16 protein-coding genes and 2 tRNA genes are annotated in these 20,561 nt (G+C 62.2%); 14 read left to right on the top strand and 4 right to left on the bottom strand.

Annotated features, from left to right (window positions below; all coding sequences use genetic code 11):
* Positions 1-42: 42 nt before the first annotated feature.
* A tRNA-Ser gene (locus KCX59_RS04385) sits at positions 43-130 on the top strand.
* A 37-nt stretch (positions 131-167) separates the two neighbouring features.
* On the opposite strand, the gene KCX59_RS04380 is transcribed toward KCX59_RS04385, so the two are convergent.
* Together KCX59_RS04380 and KCX59_RS04375 are read right to left on the bottom strand one after the other, a co-directional pair.
* Positions 168-1,598 (bottom strand): MFS transporter, encoded by a 1,431-nt coding sequence (locus KCX59_RS04380; protein WP_091465441.1) that lies wholly within the window; start codon positions 1,596-1,598, stop codon positions 168-170.
* A 143-nt stretch (positions 1,599-1,741) separates the two neighbouring features.
* The gene (locus tag KCX59_RS04375) at positions 1,742-3,907 is read right to left on the bottom strand and encodes a RecQ family ATP-dependent DNA helicase (RefSeq protein ID WP_179018669.1); all 2,166 of its coding nucleotides are present in this window, start codon (positions 3,905-3,907) and stop codon (positions 1,742-1,744) included.
* A 125-nt stretch (positions 3,908-4,032) separates the two neighbouring features.
* Between KCX59_RS04375 and KCX59_RS04370 the strand changes: the two genes are divergently transcribed.
* The 5 genes from KCX59_RS04370 (at position 4,033) to KCX59_RS04350 (ending at position 8,633) form a co-directional block, all read left to right on the top strand.
* Positions 4,033-5,451, top strand: a complete 1,419-nt coding sequence (locus KCX59_RS04370; RefSeq protein WP_179018671.1) for a phosphomannomutase/phosphoglucomutase — start codon at positions 4,033-4,035, stop codon at positions 5,449-5,451.
* Between the two features lie 12 nt (positions 5,452-5,463).
* Positions 5,464-6,381: a hypothetical protein gene (locus KCX59_RS04365; protein WP_179018673.1), complete on the top strand. Its 918-nt coding sequence runs from the start codon at positions 5,464-5,466 to the stop codon at positions 6,379-6,381.
* On the top strand, positions 6,378-6,833 hold the full coding sequence (locus KCX59_RS04360; protein ID WP_091465434.1) for a hypothetical protein: 456 nt from the start codon (positions 6,378-6,380) through the stop codon (positions 6,831-6,833). The genes KCX59_RS04365 and KCX59_RS04360 overlap by 4 nt, the downstream gene beginning before the upstream one ends.
* Before the next feature lie 22 nt (positions 6,834-6,855).
* Positions 6,856-7,326 (top strand): RrF2 family transcriptional regulator, encoded by a 471-nt coding sequence (locus tag KCX59_RS04355; protein WP_179018675.1) that lies wholly within the window; start codon positions 6,856-6,858, stop codon positions 7,324-7,326.
* 149 nt (positions 7,327-7,475) lie between these two features.
* On the top strand, positions 7,476-8,633 hold the full coding sequence (locus tag KCX59_RS04350) for a globin domain-containing protein (RefSeq protein WP_179018676.1): 1,158 nt from the start codon (positions 7,476-7,478) through the stop codon (positions 8,631-8,633).
* Between the two features lie 115 nt (positions 8,634-8,748).
* On the opposite strand, the gene KCX59_RS04345 is transcribed toward KCX59_RS04350, so the two are convergent.
* Complete coding sequence (locus tag KCX59_RS04345; RefSeq protein WP_178993387.1) at positions 8,749-10,575, bottom strand: phosphoenolpyruvate carboxykinase (GTP); 1,827 nt, start codon at positions 10,573-10,575, stop codon at positions 8,749-8,751.
* Positions 10,576-10,859: 284 nt separating this feature from the next.
* On the opposite strand from KCX59_RS04345, the gene KCX59_RS04340 reads away from it, so the two are divergent.
* Positions 10,860-10,933, top strand: a tRNA-Arg gene (locus KCX59_RS04340).
* Between the two features lie 220 nt (positions 10,934-11,153).
* Here the strand turns inward: KCX59_RS04340 and KCX59_RS04335 are convergent.
* Positions 11,154-11,882, bottom strand: a complete 729-nt coding sequence (locus KCX59_RS04335) for a FadR/GntR family transcriptional regulator (RefSeq protein WP_091465427.1) — start codon at positions 11,880-11,882, stop codon at positions 11,154-11,156.
* Between the two features lie 324 nt (positions 11,883-12,206).
* On the opposite strand from KCX59_RS04335, the gene KCX59_RS04330 reads away from it, so the two are divergent.
* From KCX59_RS04330 to KCX59_RS04300, 7 genes are all read left to right on the top strand, one after another.
* Positions 12,207-13,844 carry an ABC transporter substrate-binding protein gene (locus tag KCX59_RS04330; protein ID WP_179018678.1) on the top strand — a complete coding sequence of 546 codons (1,638 nt, stop codon included), beginning with the start codon at positions 12,207-12,209 and terminating at the stop codon, positions 13,842-13,844.
* Between the two features lie 152 nt (positions 13,845-13,996).
* A complete protein-coding gene (locus tag KCX59_RS04325; RefSeq protein ID WP_218649604.1) occupies positions 13,997-14,902 on the top strand; it encodes an ABC transporter permease in 906 nt (301 codons plus the stop codon).
* A gap of 3 nt (positions 14,903-14,905) precedes the next feature.
* Positions 14,906-17,026 carry a dipeptide/oligopeptide/nickel ABC transporter permease/ATP-binding protein gene (locus KCX59_RS04320; RefSeq protein WP_179018682.1) on the top strand — a complete coding sequence of 707 codons (2,121 nt, stop codon included), beginning with the start codon at positions 14,906-14,908 and terminating at the stop codon, positions 17,024-17,026.
* Positions 17,023-17,829, top strand: coding sequence for an ATP-binding cassette domain-containing protein (locus KCX59_RS04315; protein ID WP_179018684.1), 807 nt, complete (start codon positions 17,023-17,025; stop codon positions 17,827-17,829). The genes KCX59_RS04320 and KCX59_RS04315 overlap by 4 nt, the downstream gene beginning before the upstream one ends.
* Positions 17,830-17,866: 37 nt before the next feature.
* Positions 17,867-18,784: a dihydrodipicolinate synthase family protein gene (locus KCX59_RS04310; RefSeq protein ID WP_179018686.1), complete on the top strand. Its 918-nt coding sequence runs from the start codon at positions 17,867-17,869 to the stop codon at positions 18,782-18,784.
* Positions 18,785-18,802: 18 nt separating this feature from the next.
* On the top strand, positions 18,803-19,792 hold the full coding sequence (locus KCX59_RS04305; protein WP_179018900.1) for an ROK family protein: 990 nt from the start codon (positions 18,803-18,805) through the stop codon (positions 19,790-19,792).
* A gap of 10 nt (positions 19,793-19,802) precedes the next feature.
* Positions 19,803-20,489 carry an N-acetylmannosamine-6-phosphate 2-epimerase gene (locus tag KCX59_RS04300; RefSeq protein ID WP_179018688.1) on the top strand — a complete coding sequence of 229 codons (687 nt, stop codon included), beginning with the start codon at positions 19,803-19,805 and terminating at the stop codon, positions 20,487-20,489.
* Positions 20,490-20,561 lie beyond the last annotated feature (72 nt).

Here is a 20,561-nt window from a genome sequence, read left to right as displayed (position 1 = left end):
CGGCACCTTCTGCGTATCCTTGGTGGGCTAGCAATAGCAAAGGGAGACGTGCCAGAGCGGCCGAATGGGCTTCACTGCTAATGAAGTGTGGGGCACAACTCCACCGGGGGTTCAAATCCCCCCGTCTCCGCGAATAGGTCCCGGTTTTCGAACCGGGACCTTTTGCGTTAAGCCCGCTTCACTCCGCCGCTGACCTCCGCCCCGGCATGACGATGGAGGGCAAGGCTATCCCCCGTACTGATCAGCATCAGGAGGGCCATGGCAATAAACGCGCCCTTATAAGCCGCCACTTGGTCTGCCCCGAACACCTGGGTGGTTTCGAATAGGCGCAGGAACAGGGCACCCACGGCGATGCCTGCCGCCGCCGCCAACTGAACGAGCGTCGCAGAAATAGCGTTGGCTGAGGGCAGCTGTCCCGGGACGATGTCCGCGTACTGCACCGAGGCATACGCGGAGAAACCGATGGAGCGGAACGCACCACTGAACAGCAACAAAGCGAATATCAGTGGCTCGGGTGTTCGGGCGTCCAGGAAGGCGCACAACGCGAATGTGACGGCTGAGGCAAACGATGCAAAGACGAGCACCGGTTTGAATCCAAAGCGCCTTATGAGCGGCGTGGTGGCCGGCTTGATTCCGATGTTGCCGACGAACACTGCGGCGACCATGACTCCGGCTTTGAGGGGATCCCAACCAAAGCCGTCCTGGAACATCAAAGGCAGCAGGAAAGGGACCGAGCTGATGGTCAGCCGGTAAATGAAACCACCGGTGGAAGTCGCCCTGAAAGTCCTGGTCCCAAAGACGCTGAGATTGAACAGGGGAACCCCGGCTTTCCGCATCCACCACACGGCACCGGCCAGGGACAGTAACCCGGCAGCAACCACCGCCACGGCAAGCACATTGGACGCGTGGCCTCCCAAGGTCTCCAGCCCAACTACCAGGGCGCCCACGCCCAGTGTGGTGAGCAGCAGCCCGAACCAGTCCAGTCGACGCCGGGCATCAAACTGTGTTCGCGGTACCAGCCTGAGTGCGGCAATGAAAGCGGCCAGGCCGAGAGGGACGTTGATGATGAAGATCCAGTGCCACGACAGGAAGGTGGTGAGAGCACCACCCACCATCGGGGCCAAGACCGGGGCCAACAAGCCAGGCCACACAAGATACGCGGTGGCGCGGAGAAGCTCCGACTTGGGGGTGCCCCTCAACACCACAAGCGTGCCGACCGGAACCATCATGGCTCCGCCCATGCCCTGGGCCACGCGGCTCAGCGTCAGCATGGTCAGGTCCGTGCTGATGGCGCAAAGCAGGGAGGCGATGGTGAACACCGATATCGCCAGGCAGAAGATCCGCCTGGCACCGAACCGCTCGGCAAGCCAACTGCTCAAAGGAATCCCCATCGCCACCGTCACCAAATATGCGGTCATGGTGATGTTGATGTCTGCCGGCGCTACACGGAAATCGGAGGCGATGCTGGGAATGGCAGTGGTGAGGATGGTCCCGTCGAGGAACTCCATGAAGAACGTTGCCGCCACCAACAAGGCCAGGCGGGGCCGCCAACTGGTTTCGCCGGCAGCTTCGACGTCGGCGGTGGGTTTTGTGCTCATGGCTCCGGTCCAAGTTCTGGCTGGTGGCCCGCGACAGGCAAGCAGGCGTGTTTGCTCGATCCTATAGACGCAGGGTGGGAGCGATCACAACATGACGAAGTTCTACCGCCCCTTAGCTGCTCGCACTGGCTCGCGGGGCGGCCCTATCCAGCTTGGGCCAGCGCCAGCGGCAGAACCGCGCCCACACCGGCTTGGCGCAAGGCACGTGCAGATACGGTCATGGTCCAGCGGCTGTCTATGAGGTCGTCCACCAGCAACACAGGCTGCCCACCCGTGCCCGCCAACGCCTGGGCAAGTTCGGGACCAACAACAAGCCTGTCCCAGACACCGGCCAGCCTGTAAGCACTGTTGCCTCCGCGTGCCCCCGTCGGCCCTCCGTGCTGCGGCTGCAGCTGGCCGAGGTACGGCATCCGTCCTATTCCGGCAATTCCCTGTGCCAAGGACTCGACCAGCTGCGGCTTGCTCCGGGACGGGATGCTGATGACCGCCGCGGGTCGTCCGACGCCGCTCCACGGAGTTCCACCCTCGGCTCCGGACCATTCGCGGAGTACCTGGACGCATGCCTGCAGCATGGCAGGATCCACGTCGCGATCCGGTGCCCCGGCCGCGAACAGCTCCCGTAAAGCACCGCCCCAGCCCAAGTCGGTAAGCCTTGCCAGGATCCGCCCTTCGGAAACGCTCTCATCGGGCTTGATCTTTCCCTTGACGGACACACCGAGCCGATCCATCCCACTGGGCCACTGAAGGCGCGGCTCCACCGCTATACCCGCACGCCGGAGAGTTTGGCCTGCGGCGTCGGCCGCCGACGCTGCCACGTCCACCGGGAACCAGCGGCCGGCGCAGTTGTCGCAGCGTCCACAAGCTGCTGCCGTTTCGTCGTCCAAAACCGAGGTGATGTATTCCATGCGGCAGCCGGCCGTGTCCTGGTAGATCACCATGGAATCCTGCTCATCCACACGGGCCTCGGCGATGCGGGCATAGCGCTCGACGTCATAGTTCCACGGCTTCCCGGTGGATCGCCAACCGCCTCCAACGCGCTCTACGGCCCCATCAACTGCCAGGACTTTGAGGAGGAGTTCCAATGGCGTGCGCCGAAGGTCCACTCTGGCTTCCAGCGCGACGGTGGACAGGGCTGAGCCTGCTTCCCCAAGCACCCTCAGCACAGACTCGGCCTTCTCGGCCGACGGCATGGATGCTGTGGCGAAGTACTGCCAAATTTCGCGGTCTTCGGAGCCCGGCAGCAGCAAAACGTCTGCGTTGGCTGCACCACGGCCAGCGCGGCCAACCTGTTGGTAGTAGGCAACCGGTGACGACGGAGCACCAAGGTGGATGACGAAGCCCAGGTCCGGCTTATCAAACCCCATGCCCAGGGCCGACGTTGCCACGAGGGCCTTCACTTGGTTGTCCTTCAACAGTTGTTCAGCACGTTCCCGGTCCGCAGGGTCCGTCCTCCCCGTGTAGGACAGGACATTGTGCCCGGCCTCCGCAAGAAGCCGGGCAGTGTCTTCGGCCGCCGAGACGGTCAGGGTGTAGATGATGCCACTGCCGGGCATGTCGGTGAGGTGTGTCAGCAGCCAGCCCAGCCGATCCCTGGAATCGGGCAGGGTAAGGACACCTAGCCGCAGCGATTCACGCCCGAGTGCGCCACGTATGGTCAAGACTCCGGCACCAAGTTGTTCCTCAATGTCATGGACCACCCTGGAATTGGCCGTGGCTGTGGTGGCCAAAACCGGAACTGACTTTGGCAACTGTGCAATGAGGTCCGCGATGCGGCGGTAATCGGGGCGGAAATCGTGTCCCCAGTCCGAGATACAGTGTGCCTCGTCAATCACCAGGAGCCCGGTGCGACGAATGAGCTCCGGAAGCTGGTTCTCCCTGAAGGAGGGGTTGGTGAGCCGCTCCGGGGAAACCAGAAGGACATCAACCTCATCTGCGGCGAGCTGGGCCAGGACCGTGTCCCATTCCAGGGCATTGGCGGAGTTTATGGCGACAGCCCGCACCCCTGCCCGGGCAGCTGCGGCCACTTGGTCACGCATGAGCGCAAGCAACGGCGACACAATCAGCGTTGGACCGGCGCCGCGGCGGCGCAACAGCAATGAAGCCACGAAGTAAACCGCAGACTTCCCCCAACCTGTGCGCTGGACTACCAGCGCCCGGCGGCCCGCATCCACCAACGCCTCAATGGCTTCATACTGTCCGTCGTGGAACCGCGCTTCCGGGTGGCCCACCAACTCACGAAGGCATGCCAGCGCCTGCTGATGGGTAGGTGATTGCACGGAAACGGCAGCGTTTGGGGAGTTGTTGGCCATCAACCCAGTATTCCAGCCGACCCTGACAGCCAGAACCTGGGTGTCCCGCTATGTGGATAACGGCTATCCACAGGTCATCTATTCAAGTTCAACCCCAACTGCCTTGCCGCAGTAGGATTGAGCCCGTGACTAGCGAGCAGAACAAGACATTCGACCTCTCGGCTTCCTTCAAGGCGTACGACGTCCGGGGCATCGTGGGTGAAACCATCACGGCTGAAATCGTCGAGGCCGTTGGCGCTGCCTTCATCGACATCCTGGGCTTGGAGGGTGAAACGGTACTGGTTGGCGGCGACATGCGTCCCTCCTCTCCGGAGTTCAGCCAAGCCTTTGCCAACGGGGCAGCCACGCGCGGCGCGAACGTCCAGTTGCTGGACCTCATCTCAACCGACGAGCTCTACTATGCATGCGGTGCCCTGAACGCTGCCGGCGCAACGTTTACCGCAAGTCACAACCCGGCTGCGTATAACGGGATCAAAATGGCCAAGGCCGGCGCCCAGCCCATCTCTTCGGAGAGCGGGCTCAAGGAAATCCAGGCCCTCGCTGAGCAGTACCTGAACACCGGCATTATCCCGGCGGCAGGCACCAGAGGCGAGATCGGCGTCCACGACGTTCTGAAGGACTACTCCGAGTACCTGCGGAAGCTCGTGGACCTTTCCGGCTCCCGTCCACTGAAGATCGTGGTCGATGCTGGCAACGGCATGGCTGGTTTGACCACCCCGGCTGTACTCGGCGACAAACTCCTCCCGGCGCTGCCTTTCGAAATCGTTCCCCTGTATTTCGAACTCGACGGCTCGTTCCCCAACCACCCGGCCAACCCCTTGGAGCCGGAAAACCTGCGTGATCTCCAGGCCGCCGTCGTCAAGCACGGCGCCGACATCGGCCTCGCTTTCGACGGCGACGCGGACCGCTGCTTCGTCATTGATGAAAAGGGCGAGCCCGTTTCCCCGTCCGCGATCACCGGCATGGTGGCCCGTCGGGAGATCGCCCGAGCCCAGGCCGCGGGTGAAGAGACCCCGGTGATCATCCACAACCTCCTCACCTCCAAGGCCGTGCCCGAGCTCGTAGCCAAGGATGGCGGCCGTGCTGTCCGGACCCGGGTGGGGCACTCCTTCATCAAGGCCGTCATGGCCGAGGAAGGTGCCGTGTTCGGCGGTGAGCACTCCGCACACTTCTACTTCCGGGATTTCTGGAACGCTGACACCGGCATGCTTGCCGCCATGCACGTCCTCGCTGCCCTGGGTGAGCAAGACGGCCCCCTCTCCGAACTCGGACGCCAATATGAACCTTACGTTTCCTCCGGCGAGATCAACTCCGAGATCGAAGACAAGGCCGGTGCCGTGGAGCGGGTTCGAGTCGATTTCGAAACCGAAGACATCGAAATCGACCACATGGACGGCAGCACGTTCAATGCCAAGGACGGCAGCTGGTGGTTCAACCTTCGCCCGTCCAACACTGAGCCCTTCCTCCGCCTGAACGCCGAAGCCAAGGACCAGGCAACCATGGAGAAGATCCGTGACCGCGTCCTTGCGCTGGTTCGGGCCTAGGAACGGGCCGGCATGACGCAGATTCCGTCCGAGGCTCGCACCTCGCCCGAATCCGAATTGGCTGCAGTCGTGGCCGAGGCTCTTAAGCTGGCCGACGCCCAGTTGGTAATCAACAAGAGTTTTGCTCCGTTCGTCTTCATGCTCGACACCGACGGCTCCGTCCACCGCGGCGAAGTCCCCAAGGAAATTCAGGGGACCATGCCCCCGGACCCGCTGCTGTCCGTGAAACTGACCATTGATCTCTTCTCGGGCCATGCCGAAAACCTCCTCGCGATGGTTGCCGTACTGGATCCGCAGGCGGGTAAGAACGAAGACACGCTCCACTTGTGGGCCGAACACCGCAGTGGCATCAGCCAAAGCATCCGTGTGGACTTCACTCGCAAGAAGTTCCTGAAGCACCCCACCATGAGTGACCCCCGGGTAGAAGCCCAGCAGCCCTACGTTTGGGCCGACGGAGCCGCTCCTGCGGAGGAATGGTGGCATGAGGGGCTCTCCGAGCAGGCCATCCAGGATGTTTTCGATCTTGTTGGAGCGGCCGTACCCTTCGGCCAGGATCAGTTGGGGAAGAACGGCTCGTTGGCGCCGTATGGTGTCACTACCGATCTCACGGGTGAGATCGCGCACCATATGTCATACCAAGAGCCCACCGAGGACGACGAGGTTGATTCGGAAGAGTCCCTCCAGTTATTGACAGACGGTTTCCGCCAAGGGATCCAGTCATTGCGGGGTACGTGCGTTATCAGCGATGTCCGCCTCACCCCCAGTAACGGCGAAGGCGTTGCCTTTGACGCTCTCAGGCTCCACATCGAACACACTGAAGGTCTTTCGATGCTCCTTCTCAAACCCTATGAAATCGACGAACAGTCCCGGACCGTCGCGTTCGGCGAGACAGCAGTGATGCCAACTCCTGCACGGGTGTGGTCCGCATGAGCGAACTGCCCACCAGCGCGCCGGGTGAAGGCGAATCCGTCCAGGACCGCGAACTCCGCGAGACGCTGGGCACAGCGCTTGGGACCGCCCAGGAGCACATCCAGCAGAATGGCGGATTCTTCCCGTTTGGCATCACGCTGTCGAACGATGGTGAACTGCGGATAGTGATGATTGCCCCGGGCGAGCCGGACGAGAACGGCGACGTGGATGCCGGGCAGATGCTGACCGACATCCATGATTTGCTGCGTCAAGGCCGTGATGATTTCAAAGCCGTGGCTGTTGTGAGCGACGTCAGCTTGCCGGACCATGGTACTGACGGCATCCATGGTGCAGCCGAGCACAGGGATGGCGAAGTCCTTGCAGCAATCATTCCCTACACTCCCGCAGTGGACGGTTTCGCGTTCAGTGCCATGGAGCCCGATACCCACGAACCATCCATCTGGGTGGACTAGACCTTATCCTTGAGCTGAGCCCATGAAAATCAACGCCTTCGCAGATGTCAGCCTCCGCGCAATCATGGTGTTGGCCGCGGCTCCAGAGAGCATGCTGCTGACTACCCAAGCGGTGGCGGATGCCGTGGGAACCCCATACAACCATGTCAGCAAGGCGATGGTGCGCCTGCGTGCACTTGGATACATCGATGTTGAGCGGGGACGGTTGGGCGGTTCCCGGCTCAATGAAACCGGTCGGAGGGCGACTGTTGGCGAAGTCCTCAGGCATCTGGACAGTCGGCAGGATCCAGCTGAGTGTCAATCCCCCACCAAGAACTGCCCTCTCATCAATGAGTGCGGGCTGCGCCACGCAATGAACCGGGCCAGGGAAGCGTTCTACACAGAGCTCGATGCCGTGGTTATCGCGTCCCTCCCCCATGCCCGGCAGATGAACCCCGTGTTCCAATCCATCGGGCTCCGGCCGGAGTTCAGGACCCCGGCCACTCAGTCTTAGTCGTAACAGGCACAACAGCACCTCCAACAGCCGGTTCTGTCCGGCTTGCAGAACTCTTCTACGCAGTGTAGAAATTGGGATATAGATATAAGCATTCCAAATGCCTATATATTTGGTCGACCAAATCGACCCCTACAGCCAGGAGAACCATGCTCTCGGAAAAGTCCCGCCCCATCATTGAAGCCACGCTGCCGCTGGTTGGTTCACGGATCGGCACGATCACCGTCGACTTCTACAAGCGACTCTTCGCCGCGCATCCCGAGTTGCTCGATGGGCTCTTCAGCCGCTCCAACCAGCGTTCCGGAGATCAGCAGCGGGCCCTTGCGGGGAGTATCGCCACCTTCGCGACCCACCTCATCAACAATCCGGGCACCCTCCCCGAAAAAGTACTTTCCCGCATTGCGCACAAGCACGCCTCCCTCGGAATCACCGAGGACCAGTACGGAGTGGTCTACGAACACCTCTTTGCAGCCATCGCCGCGGACTTGGCCGACGTCATCACTCCGGAGATCGCTGAAGCATGGACAGAGGTGTACTGGCTCATGGCAGACGCACTGATCAAACTGGAAAGGGACCTGTACGCATCCCAGGCGAACCACAAAATGTGGATGCCCTGGCGTGTGACCGGCAAGGACCCGGCAGGCACTGATGCGGTGACGTTCACCCTGGAACCGGCAGACGACACCCCGGTAACGCCGGCAGAACCCGGTCAGTACGTCAGTGTCAAGGTCCATCTTCCGGATGGCCTGCGCCAGGTGCGCCAGTATTCGCTTTCCGGTGACGCGGGCACGAGCCGGACCTTCACTACCAAGCTGAACGACGGGGGTGAGGTGTCCACCGCCCTGCACGCCGGCGTCGAACCCGGTGACATCCTCGAAATTTCAAACCCGTACGGGGAGATTACCCTCAGAAACGGTGACGGCCCCGTCATCCTGGCCTCTGCGGGTATTGGCTGCACCCCCACCGCTTCCATTCTGCGGTCGCTCGCTGAGACGGGCACGGATCGGCAGGTCCTGGTCCTTCACGCCGACAAGACCATCGAGAATTGGGCACTCAGCGGCCAGATGACCGCGGACGCAGCGCGGATCGACGCGGACCTGCAGCTTTGGCTCGAGTCTCCCCATCCCGGAACCAACCACGGCTTCATGTCGCTGCGTGAACTGGACATGCCCGCAGACGCGTCGCTTTACCTTTGCGGCCCCCTCCCCTTCATGAAGAAGATCCGCGATGAAGCCATTGATGCCGGAATTCCAGTTACCCGGATCCACTACGAAGTGTTCGGCCCGGACGTGTGGCTCGCCAACTAGGGCACGCACTCCAACGGGGACAATAGCCCCAAGCGCGACGGCGGCCCGCCACCTTTCATTCGAAAGGTGACGGGCCGTCGTCGTTCACTTAAGAACGCCATTGTTCCTAAGAGGTCTAGCCCAGACGGTTCTTGAGACCGTCCAGTTCGGACTGAAGCGCCGCCGGGAGCGACTCGCCGAAGTTGGCGAACCATTCCTCGATGGACGCCAACTCGGTTGCCCATTCCTCGGGATCGACACGAACAGCCGACTCAACCTCGGCCGGGGTCATGTCCAGGCCCTCGAGATCGATGGATTCACCGGTCGGCACGAAACCGATCGGGGTTTCCACGGCGTCAGCCTTGCCCTCGAGGCGCTCGATGGCCCACTTGAGCACACGGGCGTTGTCTCCGAAACCAGGCCAGGCGAAGCCGCCTTCAGCCGTGCGACGGAACCAGTTCACCAGGAAGATCTTGGGCAGACGCTCCGGGTTGGCCTTGGCGGACAGGTTTACCCAGTGGTTCAGGTAGTCACCTGCGTCGTAGCCGATGAACGGCAGCATGGCCATCGGGTCGCGGCGGACCACGCCAACAGCACCGGCGGCCGCAGCCGTGGTTTCGGAGGACAGCGTGGAACCCATGAAGATGCCGTTTGACCAGTCGCGGGCCTCGGTGACCAGCGGGATGGTGGTCTTGCGGCGGCCACCGAACAGAATCGCGGACAGCTCAACGCCGTCCGGGCTGAAGTACTCTTCGGCCAGCATGTCGATCTGGTCGATCGGCGTGCAGAAACGCGAGTTCGGGTGCGCAGCAGGAGCGTCCGAGTCCGGAGTCCAGGACTCGCCGCGCCAGTCAGTCAGGTGTGCCGGGGTTTCCTCCGTCATGCCTTCCCACCAAACGCCACCGTCGTCGGTCAGTGCAACGTTGGTGAAGATGCTGTTGCCCTTGGCGATGGCGCGCATGGCGTTGGGGTTGGTGCCCCAGCCGGTACCCGGAGCAACACCGAACAAGCCGGCTTCGGGGTTGACGGCGCGGAGCTCGCCTTCCTTGCCGAAACGCATCCAGGTGATGTCATCGCCAAGCGTCTCAACCTTCCAGCCCTTAATGGTGGGGTCGAGCAACGCGAGGTTGGTCTTGCCGCAGGCGGACGGGAAAGCGGCGGAGACGTAGTAGGTCTTCTGCTCGGGGGAGGTCAGCTTGAGGATGAGCATGTGCTCAGCCAGCCAGCCTTCGTCGCGGGCCATCACCGAAGCGATGCGCAGCGCGTAGCACTTCTTGCCCAGAAGGGCGTTGCCGCCGTAGCCCGAACCGAAGGACCAAATGGAACGCTCTTCGGGGAAGTGCACAATCCACTTGTCGGTGTTGCACGGCCATGCGACGTCGGCCTGACCGGCTTCCAGTGGTGCGCCCAGCGAGTGGAGGGCGGGAACAAAGAAAGCGTCGGTCTGCGTGATGCGGTCCAGGACGTCCGTACCGATGCGGGCCATGATGCGCATGGAGGCAACAACGTAGGCGGAGTCGGTGATCTCGACGCCAAACTTCGGGTCCTCGGCATCCAAGTGGCCCATAACGAACGGAATGACGTACATGGTGCGGCCGCGCATGGAGCCGGCGAAGAGTCCGCGCAGCTTCTGCTTCATCTCGGCCGGGGCCATCCAGTTGTTGGTGAAGCCTGCGTCGCGCTCGTTCTCGGAGCAGATGAACGTCTGCTCTTCTACACGGGCAACGTCGGCGGGGTCAGAGAACGCCGCGAAGGAATTCGGGAACGTTTCCGGGTTCAGCCGCTTCAGCGTGCCGGCCTCGACGAGTTCGTCGGTGAGCTTCTTGTTTTCTGCTTCGCTGCCATCGACCCAGTGGATGCGGTCCGGCTGAGTCAGCTCGGCAACTTCCTCAACCCAGGCCAGCAGGCGTGCATGCGTAGTAGGTGCCTTCTCAAGCAGCGGCAGTCGCGCCAGATCGCCCATTGCGGTTCCCTTCCTCGGGTTCAGTGGTGTGTCCTAAACGATAGGGGCCGCGGACCAGACCAATCCGCTGTCAGACATCGGACATCCGGAGGCGGAGGAAGCGAAAACCGCTAGAAATCAAGGTTTGACAATCGGAAAGGCTGAATTTAAGTGACGAAGGTCACGTAGACCGGTCTAGTTGCGCAGATTACAGCTTCTCGATTTGGAACTTCACATGAACTTCTGTAAAGTTTATTGAGGTTCGAGGGGGTCAGAGAAACAGACCGCCGAGAATCACGCGAAATGCGCCCATAGCTCAGCTGGATAGAGCGTCTGTCTACGGAACAGAAGGTCAGGGGTTCGAATCCCTTTGGGCGCACAGATGAAGACCCGCACCGGTTCGCCGGTGCGGGTCTTTTGTTTTGCCCGGGCACCCAACTAGGTAACAGTAAATGCTCCACTGAGCCCTCATTGGAGCATTTGCTGTTACCTAGTTGGGTAGCCACGGCGGTAGGTGACCCGCACGCAGAAACGCGAGGACCGCCGTCGTACTTTTCACAGAAGTACGACGGCGGTCCCTTGCGATAAGTGCGGAGCGTTTACTCCCCCACGGCCTCGCTGATGCGGCGACGGATGCCGTCGAAATGCCGGTTGAGCAGTTCAGAAGCCGAAACCTTGTCGCCGGCAGCAACTGCCGCGTAGATACCCCGGTGCATCGCAGCGGTTTTTGCCAGGTCCTCGTTGCCCGGGCCGATCTCCACGTGGATCTTCCGGTAGACCTTCCAGAAGACCCCCATGAGATTGATCAGGAGTTCGTTGTTGAGAGGTTCGAAAAGGCGGCGGTGGAACTCGGCATCGGCGGCGACGAAGTTCTCGCCAGCGGCAGCCAGATCTTCCATCTGCTTCACGGCCTCCTCGATGGAGGCAAGCTGTTCCTTGGTCATGACATCCATGGAAGAGCCAATCAGCCCGGATTCGAGAGCCTGGCGTACATCTACCAGCTGGAGGGCTTCAAGTCCCTGATGGCGAAGCGAAAGCCGCCCCCGGAACGTGAGCCCATCAGCCAATGCATCAAAGTTGCTCGGCGCCACAAACATGCCGAAGCCGTGGCGGATCTCAATCACGCCAAGGGCCTGGAGCACCTTGAGGGATTCGCGGAGAGTGTTTCGGCCTACGCCCAGGGCGACAGAGAGCTCACTCTCCGTGGGCAATGGATCGCCAGCCTCGAGCTCACGCTCAAGGATCAATTCCATAATGTCCGACTGCAAGGCACGCAGCCGGGCCTGTGCACTGAACCGCGCCTGCGGAACCACACCGGAAGTTGTCATGGCTTTCTCCTTGCCGATGCACCTGCCCCGCACTCCGGCGAAGGCCAGGTTGGGGAGCATGTGCGGTGTTAATATTGAGGCGAGCGTAGTGCCCACCAAAGAACGGGTAGCTCGCAGCATACAATATCGGATGTCCCACCTCCGTCATAGCTATGAGCCGGGAATTCCCTGAGATTTCCCGCACGGACCGGCCGCAGCCGTCAATTTCCCCTCGCGCAGGTTAACCCCACCGCGCCTTTTCTTACTTGACGTTCCGTTGTGACCGCCCTTACAGTTTCACTACGAGCATCGGACGTCCTACATCCGATAACCCACGAAATGCGAATGGTGAGGCACCTTATGAGCAAGACGATCCAAAGCCTGCCGCTGGTCAACGACGCCAGCCGCCGGAACTTCCTGAAGCTAAGCGGCGCAGTTGGTGCAGCAGCCGCCTTCACGGCAACCCTCTCCGCGTGCGGCGGCGCTGCCAGCACCACCACTGGGTCAACCGCCAACACTGCGGCCATCAACAAGGACCTCATCATTGAGGCAGGCATTTCCTACGCACTGTCCACCGGCTTCGATCCCCTGAGCTCGTCCGGAGCAACACCGATGGCAGCGAACCTGCACATCTTCGAGGGCCTCATTGAACTCCACCCGGCCACGCGTCAGCCCTACAACGCCCTGGCGGCTACGGATCCCAAGAAGGTCAACGACACCACCTACCAGGTGACCGTCCGCGACGGCGCCAAGTTCCACGACGGCTCCCCCGTCACCACCGAAGACGTCGCTTTCTCCTTCATGCGCGTCATCGACCCGGCGAACAAGTCACTGTTCTCCCAGTTCATCCCCTTCATCCAGGACGTCAAGCCGCTCGATGCAAAGACGGTGGAGTTCACACTCAAGTACGCTTTCCCCGGCTTCGGACCGCGCATCTCTGTAGTGAAGATCGTCCCCAAGGCACTCGCGACCGACCTGAAGGCGTTCGACGCCGCACCTGTCGGCTCCGGCCCCTACAAGCTGGTCTCCGCCGTCAAGGACGACAAGATCGTCTTCGAAGCATTTGCCGACTACAACGGCCCCAAACCCGCACTGGCCAAGGGCATGACCTGGCTGCTGCTCTCCGACGCCGCAGCCCGCGTTACCGCAGTCCAGTCCGGCCGTGTCCAAGCGATTGAGGACGTTCCTTACCTGGACGTTGACGGCCTGAAGTCCAAGGTCAAGGTTGAATCCGTCCAGTCCTTCGGCATGCTGTTCCTCATGTTCAACTGTGCCAAGGCGCCGTTCGACAACAAGCTGGTCCGCCAAGCCCTGCATTACGGCATGGACAAGGAAGCCATCATTAAGAAGGCCCTGTTCGGCAACGCCAAGGCTGCCACGTCCTACTTCCAGGAAGGCCACCCGGACTACGTCAAGGCCAAGAATGTCTACGGCTTCGATACCTCCAAAGCCGAGGAGCTGCTGAAGCAGGCGGGTGTCAACACCCTTGAGTTCGAGCTCCTCACCACGGACACCGCCTGGGTCAAGGACGTTGCCCCGTTGATCCTCGAATCCTGGAACAAGATCCCGGGCGTCAAGGTCACCGTCAAGAGCCTTCAGTCCGGCGCCATGTACAGCGATCGCGTTGGCAAGGGCGACTTCTCCGTGGTGGCAGCCCCCGGCGATCCCTCGGTGTTCGGCAACGATGCCGACCTTCTTTTGAGCTGGTTCTACTCAGGCGCAACGTGGATGGACAAGCGCGCGTTCTGGACCACCCCTGAGCGCACCAAGCTGCAGGAACTCATGAACAAGGGCTCGCAGGCTTCCGGTGACGAGGCTAAGAAGATCGTTAGCGAAATTGTGGACATGGTCTCGGACGAAGTTCCGCTGTATCCAGTGTTCCACCGCCAGCTACCCAGCGCGTGGGACGAGAAGAAACTCAACGGCTTCCAGCCCCTGCCCACCACCGGCCTGTCGTTCATCGACGTCGGACGAACCGCCTAAGCACCCTTCGAGTTGTGAGGCCTGCTCTACGGCCTGAATCCCCCGAATAGCGCGCAGAGCAGGCCCCACAACCAGCAGCACCCAACCAACCGGAGAACAAATTGGTCACGATATTGCGTCTGCTTGGCCGCAGGCTTGCAGCATTGCCATTGATGATCCTGGGCATCACGTTGCTCGTCTTCCTCGTCCTGCAGGCCGCTCCCGGCGACCAGGCCAGCTCGGCCCTCGGTGACGGCGCCAGTGAAGAAGCGAAGCAGCAGTACCGCCAGGAAAATGGCCTCAACGATTCCTTGGTCCTGCAGTACTTCCGATTCCTCGGCAAGCTCCTGCAGTTCGACCTCGGCGTCACTACCCCGCCGGCCAAGTCGGTGGCTTCCATGATCGGCTCGGCGTTCCCCCTGACGTTGCAGCTCACCTTCCTGGGTGTCCTCATCGCGATAGTGCTCTCGCTCGCGTTCGGCATCCTCGGCGCCCTCTACCGCGATAAGTGGCAGGACCAGTTGGTCCGCGTCTTCTCCATCGCGGCGATCCCTACGCCGTCGTTCTGGCTCGGCATCCTCCTCATCCAGTGGTTCGCGCTCGGTGCCAACCCGATGTTCCCCTCAGGCGGAATTGCGACGCCGGAATCCGGCTTCGGCGGTTGGCTCAACTCCATGGTGCTCCCGGCTTTGGCGCTCGGCATCCCCGTGTCAGCCTCGCTGATCCGGGTGGTCCGTACCTCCATGGTGGAAGAACTGGACCGCGATTATGTCCGCACCGCTATCGGCAACGGAGTCCCATACCGCGAGGTTGTCTCCAAGAACGTCCTCCGCAACGCGCTCGTCACCCCGGTGACCGTGCTGGGACTTCGCGTGGGCTACTTGCTGGGTGGCGCCGTCGTGATTGAAATGATTTTCGCCCTGCCCGGCATGGGCCAGCTGATTCTCAACGGCATCACCAATCTGGACGTCAACCTTGTCCAGGGCGTGGTGCTCACCATCTCCGTCACCTTTGTTCTGGTGAACATCGTGGTGGACCTTCTCTACCTGCTCATCAACCCCCGAATCAGGACGGTATAGCTCATGCGCAGCAAGCTCGCAGAACGGCTAAGTGCCCCGGGCATTCGTTTCAAGGCCCTGCCGTGGGGTTCCCGTATCGCCCTGCTCTTCCTCATCATGATTGTCCTGGCGGCTATCTTCGCGCCGGTGATCGCACCGCACGATCCTCTGGAGACCTTCATTCCGGCCACCCCGCCTGGCGCCGAGCACTTCTTCGGCACCGACCGTTTGGGCCGCGACATCTTCTCGCGTCTCCTCTTCGGCGCACAGTCATCGCTCCTGATCGGCCTCGGTGCAGTTGCGCTGGCCATCCTTGCCGGCGCCCTCCTCGGTTCCTTCGCCGCGACGTCCAGCAAGTCCGTCAACGAGATCATCATGCGGCTCATGGACATCCTCATGGCGTTCCCCGGCATCGCGCTGGCTGCTGTGTTGCTGGCCGCCTTCGGCAACTCGGTCCCGACAATCATCATCGCGATCGCCATCATCTACACTCCCCAACTGGCACGTGTGGTCCGCGCCAACGTGCTGGCACAGTACGGCGAAGACTACGTCCGTGCCGAACGCGTGATCGGTGCCGGCCGGTTCTACATCCTGGTCAAGCACATCGTCCGCAACACCGCAGCTCCCGTGCTGGTGTTCGCCACGGTCATGGTTGCCGACGCCATCATCCTCGAAGCCTCGCTTTCCTTCCTGGGCGCCGGTGTGCAGGACCCCGCTCCCTCTTGGGGCAACGTCATTTCCTACGGCCGCAACCTTGTCCTGTCGGGCGGTTGGTGGGCGACCACCTTCGCCGGCGTGACCATCCTGCTCACCGTACTGTCCCTTAACATCCTGGCCGAGGGCCTCACCGACGCCATGGTGAACCCGAAGCTGCGCCGCGCGCCGGTAGTGAAGGACGACGACGGCTCCGCCGCAGTTCTGGCCGTGGACACCGAGATTGCAACGTCCGTAGCCCAGCCTTCGGTGGTTGAGGAACACGAGCTCGACGGCGTCCGCGCATCTTCCGGCGGCACCGTCACCTCTGATGTCGGCACTTCAGCCGTCCTCACCGATGTGAAGCTGGCCGCCGCCAACCCGCACCTCCTGTTGGACCGCGAACTGGAACTGCTGGCAGCCATCGAAGCGAAGCGCACGGACCGCCTCCCGCAGGTCTCTCCCGGAGCCCGCAACGTCCTGGAAGTGAAGAACCTGTCCATCCGCTTCCCGGGACGCTTCGGCGACATCGCGATCGTGGACAACGTCTCCTTCACCGTCCGTGAAGGCGAAACCATTGGTCTGGTGGGCGAATCCGGTTGTGGCAAGTCCATCACCTCGCTCGCAGTCATGGGCTTGCTGCCCAAAACGGCGCAGGTCACCGGGTCCATCATGTTCGACGGCAAGGAACTGCTGGACGCCAAGACCCAACACAGCAACCCCAAAGCCTACGAAGGCCTGCGCGGCGAGCAGATTGCCATGGTCTACCAGGACGCCCTGAGCTCCCTGAACCCGTCCATGAAGATCAAGGACCAGATGGAGCAGCTCACCAAGCGTGGCGGCCGCAAGACTCCCGCCGAGCTGCTGGAAATGGTCAAGCTGGATCCCGTCCGGACCCTGGCCAGCTACCCGCACGAGCTCTCCGGCGGCCAGCGCCAACGCGTGCTGATTGCCATGGCCCTCTCCCGTTCGCCCAAGATCGTTGTTGCCGACGAGCCCACCACCGCCCTGGACGTTACTGTCCAGAAACAGGTTGTGGATCTGCTCAACGAGCTCCGCGAACAACTCGGCTTCGCGATGGTTTTCGTCAGCCACGACCTCGCCTTGGTGGCCTCGCTGGCCCACCGCATCACGGTGATGTACGCCGGCCAGGTAGTGGAATCCGCACCGGCATCCGAGCTCCTGCAAAACCCCAAGCACGAGTACACCCGCGGCCTGCTCGGTGCCGTCCTCTCCATCGAAGCCGACGCCGTCCGGCTGCATCAGATCCCCGGCACGGTCCCGTCCCCCAGGGACTTCGCCACGGGAGACCGCTTCGCCCCACGCTCGCAGCGTGCCGACGCCGACCCACGTCAGAAGCTGGTCCTCACCACGGTTTCTTCGGTTGACTCCGCCAACGGCGGCGATGCCGACCACTACTGGGCGAGCCATTTGAAGGAGGATGCGAAATGAGCGAATCAACCGGCGAGCCGGTCATCGAGCTCAAGGACGTCAAGGTCTACCACCACGCACGAACCGGCGGTCTCTTCCGGCAAAACATCGTCAAAGCCGTGGACGGCGTGGACTTCACTATCAGCCGCGGCGAGACCGTGGGCATCGTTGGTGAGTCCGGCTGCGGCAAGTCCACACTCGCGTCAGTGCTTGTGGGGCTTCAGCCGCCGACGTCGGGCAAGGTCTTGTTCCACGGAAAGCCGGCCATCAAGCGGAACGCGGCCATGCGCAAGCAGTTTGGCCGCTCCGTCTCCGTGGTTTTCCAGGACCCGGCAACAGCATTGAACCCCCGCATGACCATCCAGGACATCCTCACGGATCCGTTGCAGATCCATGGCATCGGCAACGCTGCATCCCGCGCTGCCAAGGTCAAGGAACTGTTGGCGCTGGTGGGCTTGCCGCAATCGGCAGCCGAGGTGACGCCGTCGCAGGTTTCCGGTGGTCAGCGCCAGCGTGTGGCGATCGCCCGGGCCCTTGCCTTGGACCCGGACATCATCGTGGCTGACGAGCCGACGTCGGCCCTGGACGTTTCCGTCCGCGCGCAGGTCCTGAACCTGCTGTCCGACCTGAAGACCCAACTGAACCTCGGCATGGTGTTCATCTCGCACGACATCCAGACCGTCCGCTACGTCTCTGACCGCATCTGCGTCATGTACTTCGGCAAGATCGTCGAACAAGGCTCAGCTGCGCAGGTCTTCGACAACCCGAGTAATGACTACACCAAGAAGCTGCTGGGCGCCGCGCCAAGCCTGCTTCACATCTAGTTTTTCCCTTCACAAGCTACAAACAACGGAGAATTCTGTGTCCACTCAGTTCCAGGGCGTCATCCCCCCGGTCATCACCCCCCGCCACGCAGACGGAAGCATCGACACCGCGTCGTTGAAGAACGTCACCAAACACCTGATCGACGGCGGTGTGTCCGGACTTTTCGTCCTCGGCTCCTCCGGCGAAGTACCCTACCTGACCAACGAGGAGCGTGAGCTGGTGGTCTCCACCATCGCCGACGCCAACGCCGGTGCGGTTCCGCTGATCGTGGGCGCCAACGAACAAACCACCAACCGCGTGATCGAGGAAGCACGCAAAGTGGTTGACCTGGGTGCCGATGCGATCGTGGTCACGTCCATGTACTACGCGATTGGCAACGCCGCGGAGACCGAAACCCACTTCCGCAGCATCCACGCCGCAATCGGGAAGCCGATTTTCGCCTACGACGTCCCCGTTCGCACGCACTTCAAACTGCCTACGGATCTCTTGGTCCGCCTCGGCCGCGACGGCGTCATTGCCGGCGTCAAGGACTCTTCGGGAGACGACGTTTCCTTCCGCCAGTTGCTCCTCGCAGCCAGGGACATCCCCAACTTTGATATCTTCACCGGTCACGAAGTTGTGGTGGACGGCGCCCTTCTGGGCGGCGCGCAGGGCGTTGTTCCGGGCCTTGGCAATGTTGATCCGGCCGGTTATCGCCGCCTGTTCGATGCCGCGCAGGCCGGCGACTGGGCCGGCGCGGCAAGGGAGCAGGACCGCCTGGCCGACGTCTTCGAGATCGTCTACACCCCCAATGGCCGCGTGTCCGGCGGAGCCGCTGGTCTGGGTGCGTTCAAGACCGCGCTGCAGGTGATGGGTGTCATCGAGTCCAACACCATGAGCTCGCCAATGCTTTCCTTGAACGACTCCGAGACTGCCGCGATTCGCGAAATTCTGGAGCGGAACGGGCTGGTTTAGGCTTCGATGACCGCTTCCATGACCCACGTGATCGGCGTTGACCTCGGCGGCACCAAAACCGCCGCCGGGGTTGTTGCGCCTTCCGGCGAAGTGCTGATGTCGGAGACCATCCCGACGCTGAACCGCGCCGGTGGCGAAGCCATCCTCGACGCCACTGCAGCGCTGATCTCGGGCTTGGTGGCGCGCGCTGCCGACGCCGGAATTTCGGTTTCCGGCGTCGGCATCGGCTCCGCTGGGGTCATCGATGCCTCTTCCGGGTCCGTCGTGTCTGCGACCGACGCGATTCAAGGCTGGGCCGGCACTTCACTTGTTGCCGGGCTTTCTGCCCGCCTTTCCCTTCCTGCTGCGGCCGTGCGCGCCGTCAACGACGTCCACGCACATGCCCTGGGTGAAGCCTGGCTGGGTGCGGCCGCCGGCTCCTCAAGTTCGCTCATGGTGGCGTTTGGAACGGGAGTTGGCGGAAGTTTTGTGCTGAACGGCGCTCCTGTTTTGGGTCACCGTTTTGTGGGCGGTCATGTAGGGCACTTCGCTTCGCCTTATGCCTCCTGCGACGGAGTTCCGCTGCCGTGTGTGTGCGGTGGATCTGGACACGTGGAGGCTATCGCTTCGGGGCCCGCGGTTTATGAGTCGTACCTGCGGTTTGGCGGTTCTGCCTTAGAGGCATTGGACACCCGGGGCGTGTTTGCGCTGGTTGATCCTGAAGCTCACGACGGGCTCGACGGCGAAGCTGACGCCCGTTTTGGTGGTAGCCGCGCCGCCGCTTTGCGTGCCATCGAAGTTGGCGCAGCAGCAGCGGGCCAGGCCGTGGGCGGACTCATCAACATCCTCGACCCCGAAACCGTGGTGATCTCCGGTGGCTTGGCCGACGCCGGCGAACTCTGGTGGAAGCCTATGGAGTTTGCCTTGCGACAGGAACTGCTGGCTCCCTTGGTTTCCGTGCCCGTTGTTCGGGCACTCCTCGGCAACACCGCTGCCATTGTTGGCGCCGCAAAACTCGTCCTTAAGTAAGGGAGACATCATGATTCTCACCCCCGAAGGCCTCCAAACACTCCGCTCCCAGTTGATCGTCTCTTGCCAGGCCTATCCGGGAGAGCCCATGCGCGATCCCCGGACCACGGCACAGGTGGCCGCGTCAGCGGTCATCGGCGGGGCTGCGGCCATCCGCGTCCAAGGGTTGGCCGACGTGCAGTTCACGCGAACCGCCGTCGAGGTCCCTGTCATTGGCCTCTGGAAAGACGGGCACGACGGCGTCTTCATCACACCAACCCTTCGCCATGCCCTGGCCGTTGCGAATGCCGGAGCGCATGTTGTGGCGATTGATGGAACCCGGCGGGAGCGGCGGGACGGCCTGTCGCTGTCTGAAACTGTCGCCGGAATTCACGCCGAATCACACGCTTTGGTCATGGCAGATTGTGGCTCGTTCGACGACGCGGTTGCCGCAGTCGAGGCTGGGGCAGATCTCATAGGCACCACTTTGTCCGGATACACCGGCGAGCGCCCGAAGACGGAGGGCCCGGACCTGGCGCTGCTTTCACTCATCGCGTCGGCGGACCTTGGCAAGCCACTCATCGCCGAAGGCCGTATCCACACCCCGGCCCACGCCCGCCAAGCCCTCGACGCCGGAGCCTTTGCTGTGGTGGTTGGCACCGCGATCACGCACCCGGCGAGCATCACGGGCTGGTTCAAGGGCGCGATGCAGGCGTAGTTCCTGCGTTGCGAGGCCTACTCTGCACCCCAAAACCCACCCAAAGCCCGCAAAGCGGGCCTCACAACGAAC

The sequence above is a fragment of the Paenarthrobacter nitroguajacolicus genome (genome assembly GCF_051027655.1).
Taxonomy (GTDB): Bacteria; Actinomycetota; Actinomycetes; order Actinomycetales; family Micrococcaceae; genus Arthrobacter; species Arthrobacter nitroguajacolicus.
This window is presented reverse-complemented; position numbering and strand designations above follow the sequence as displayed.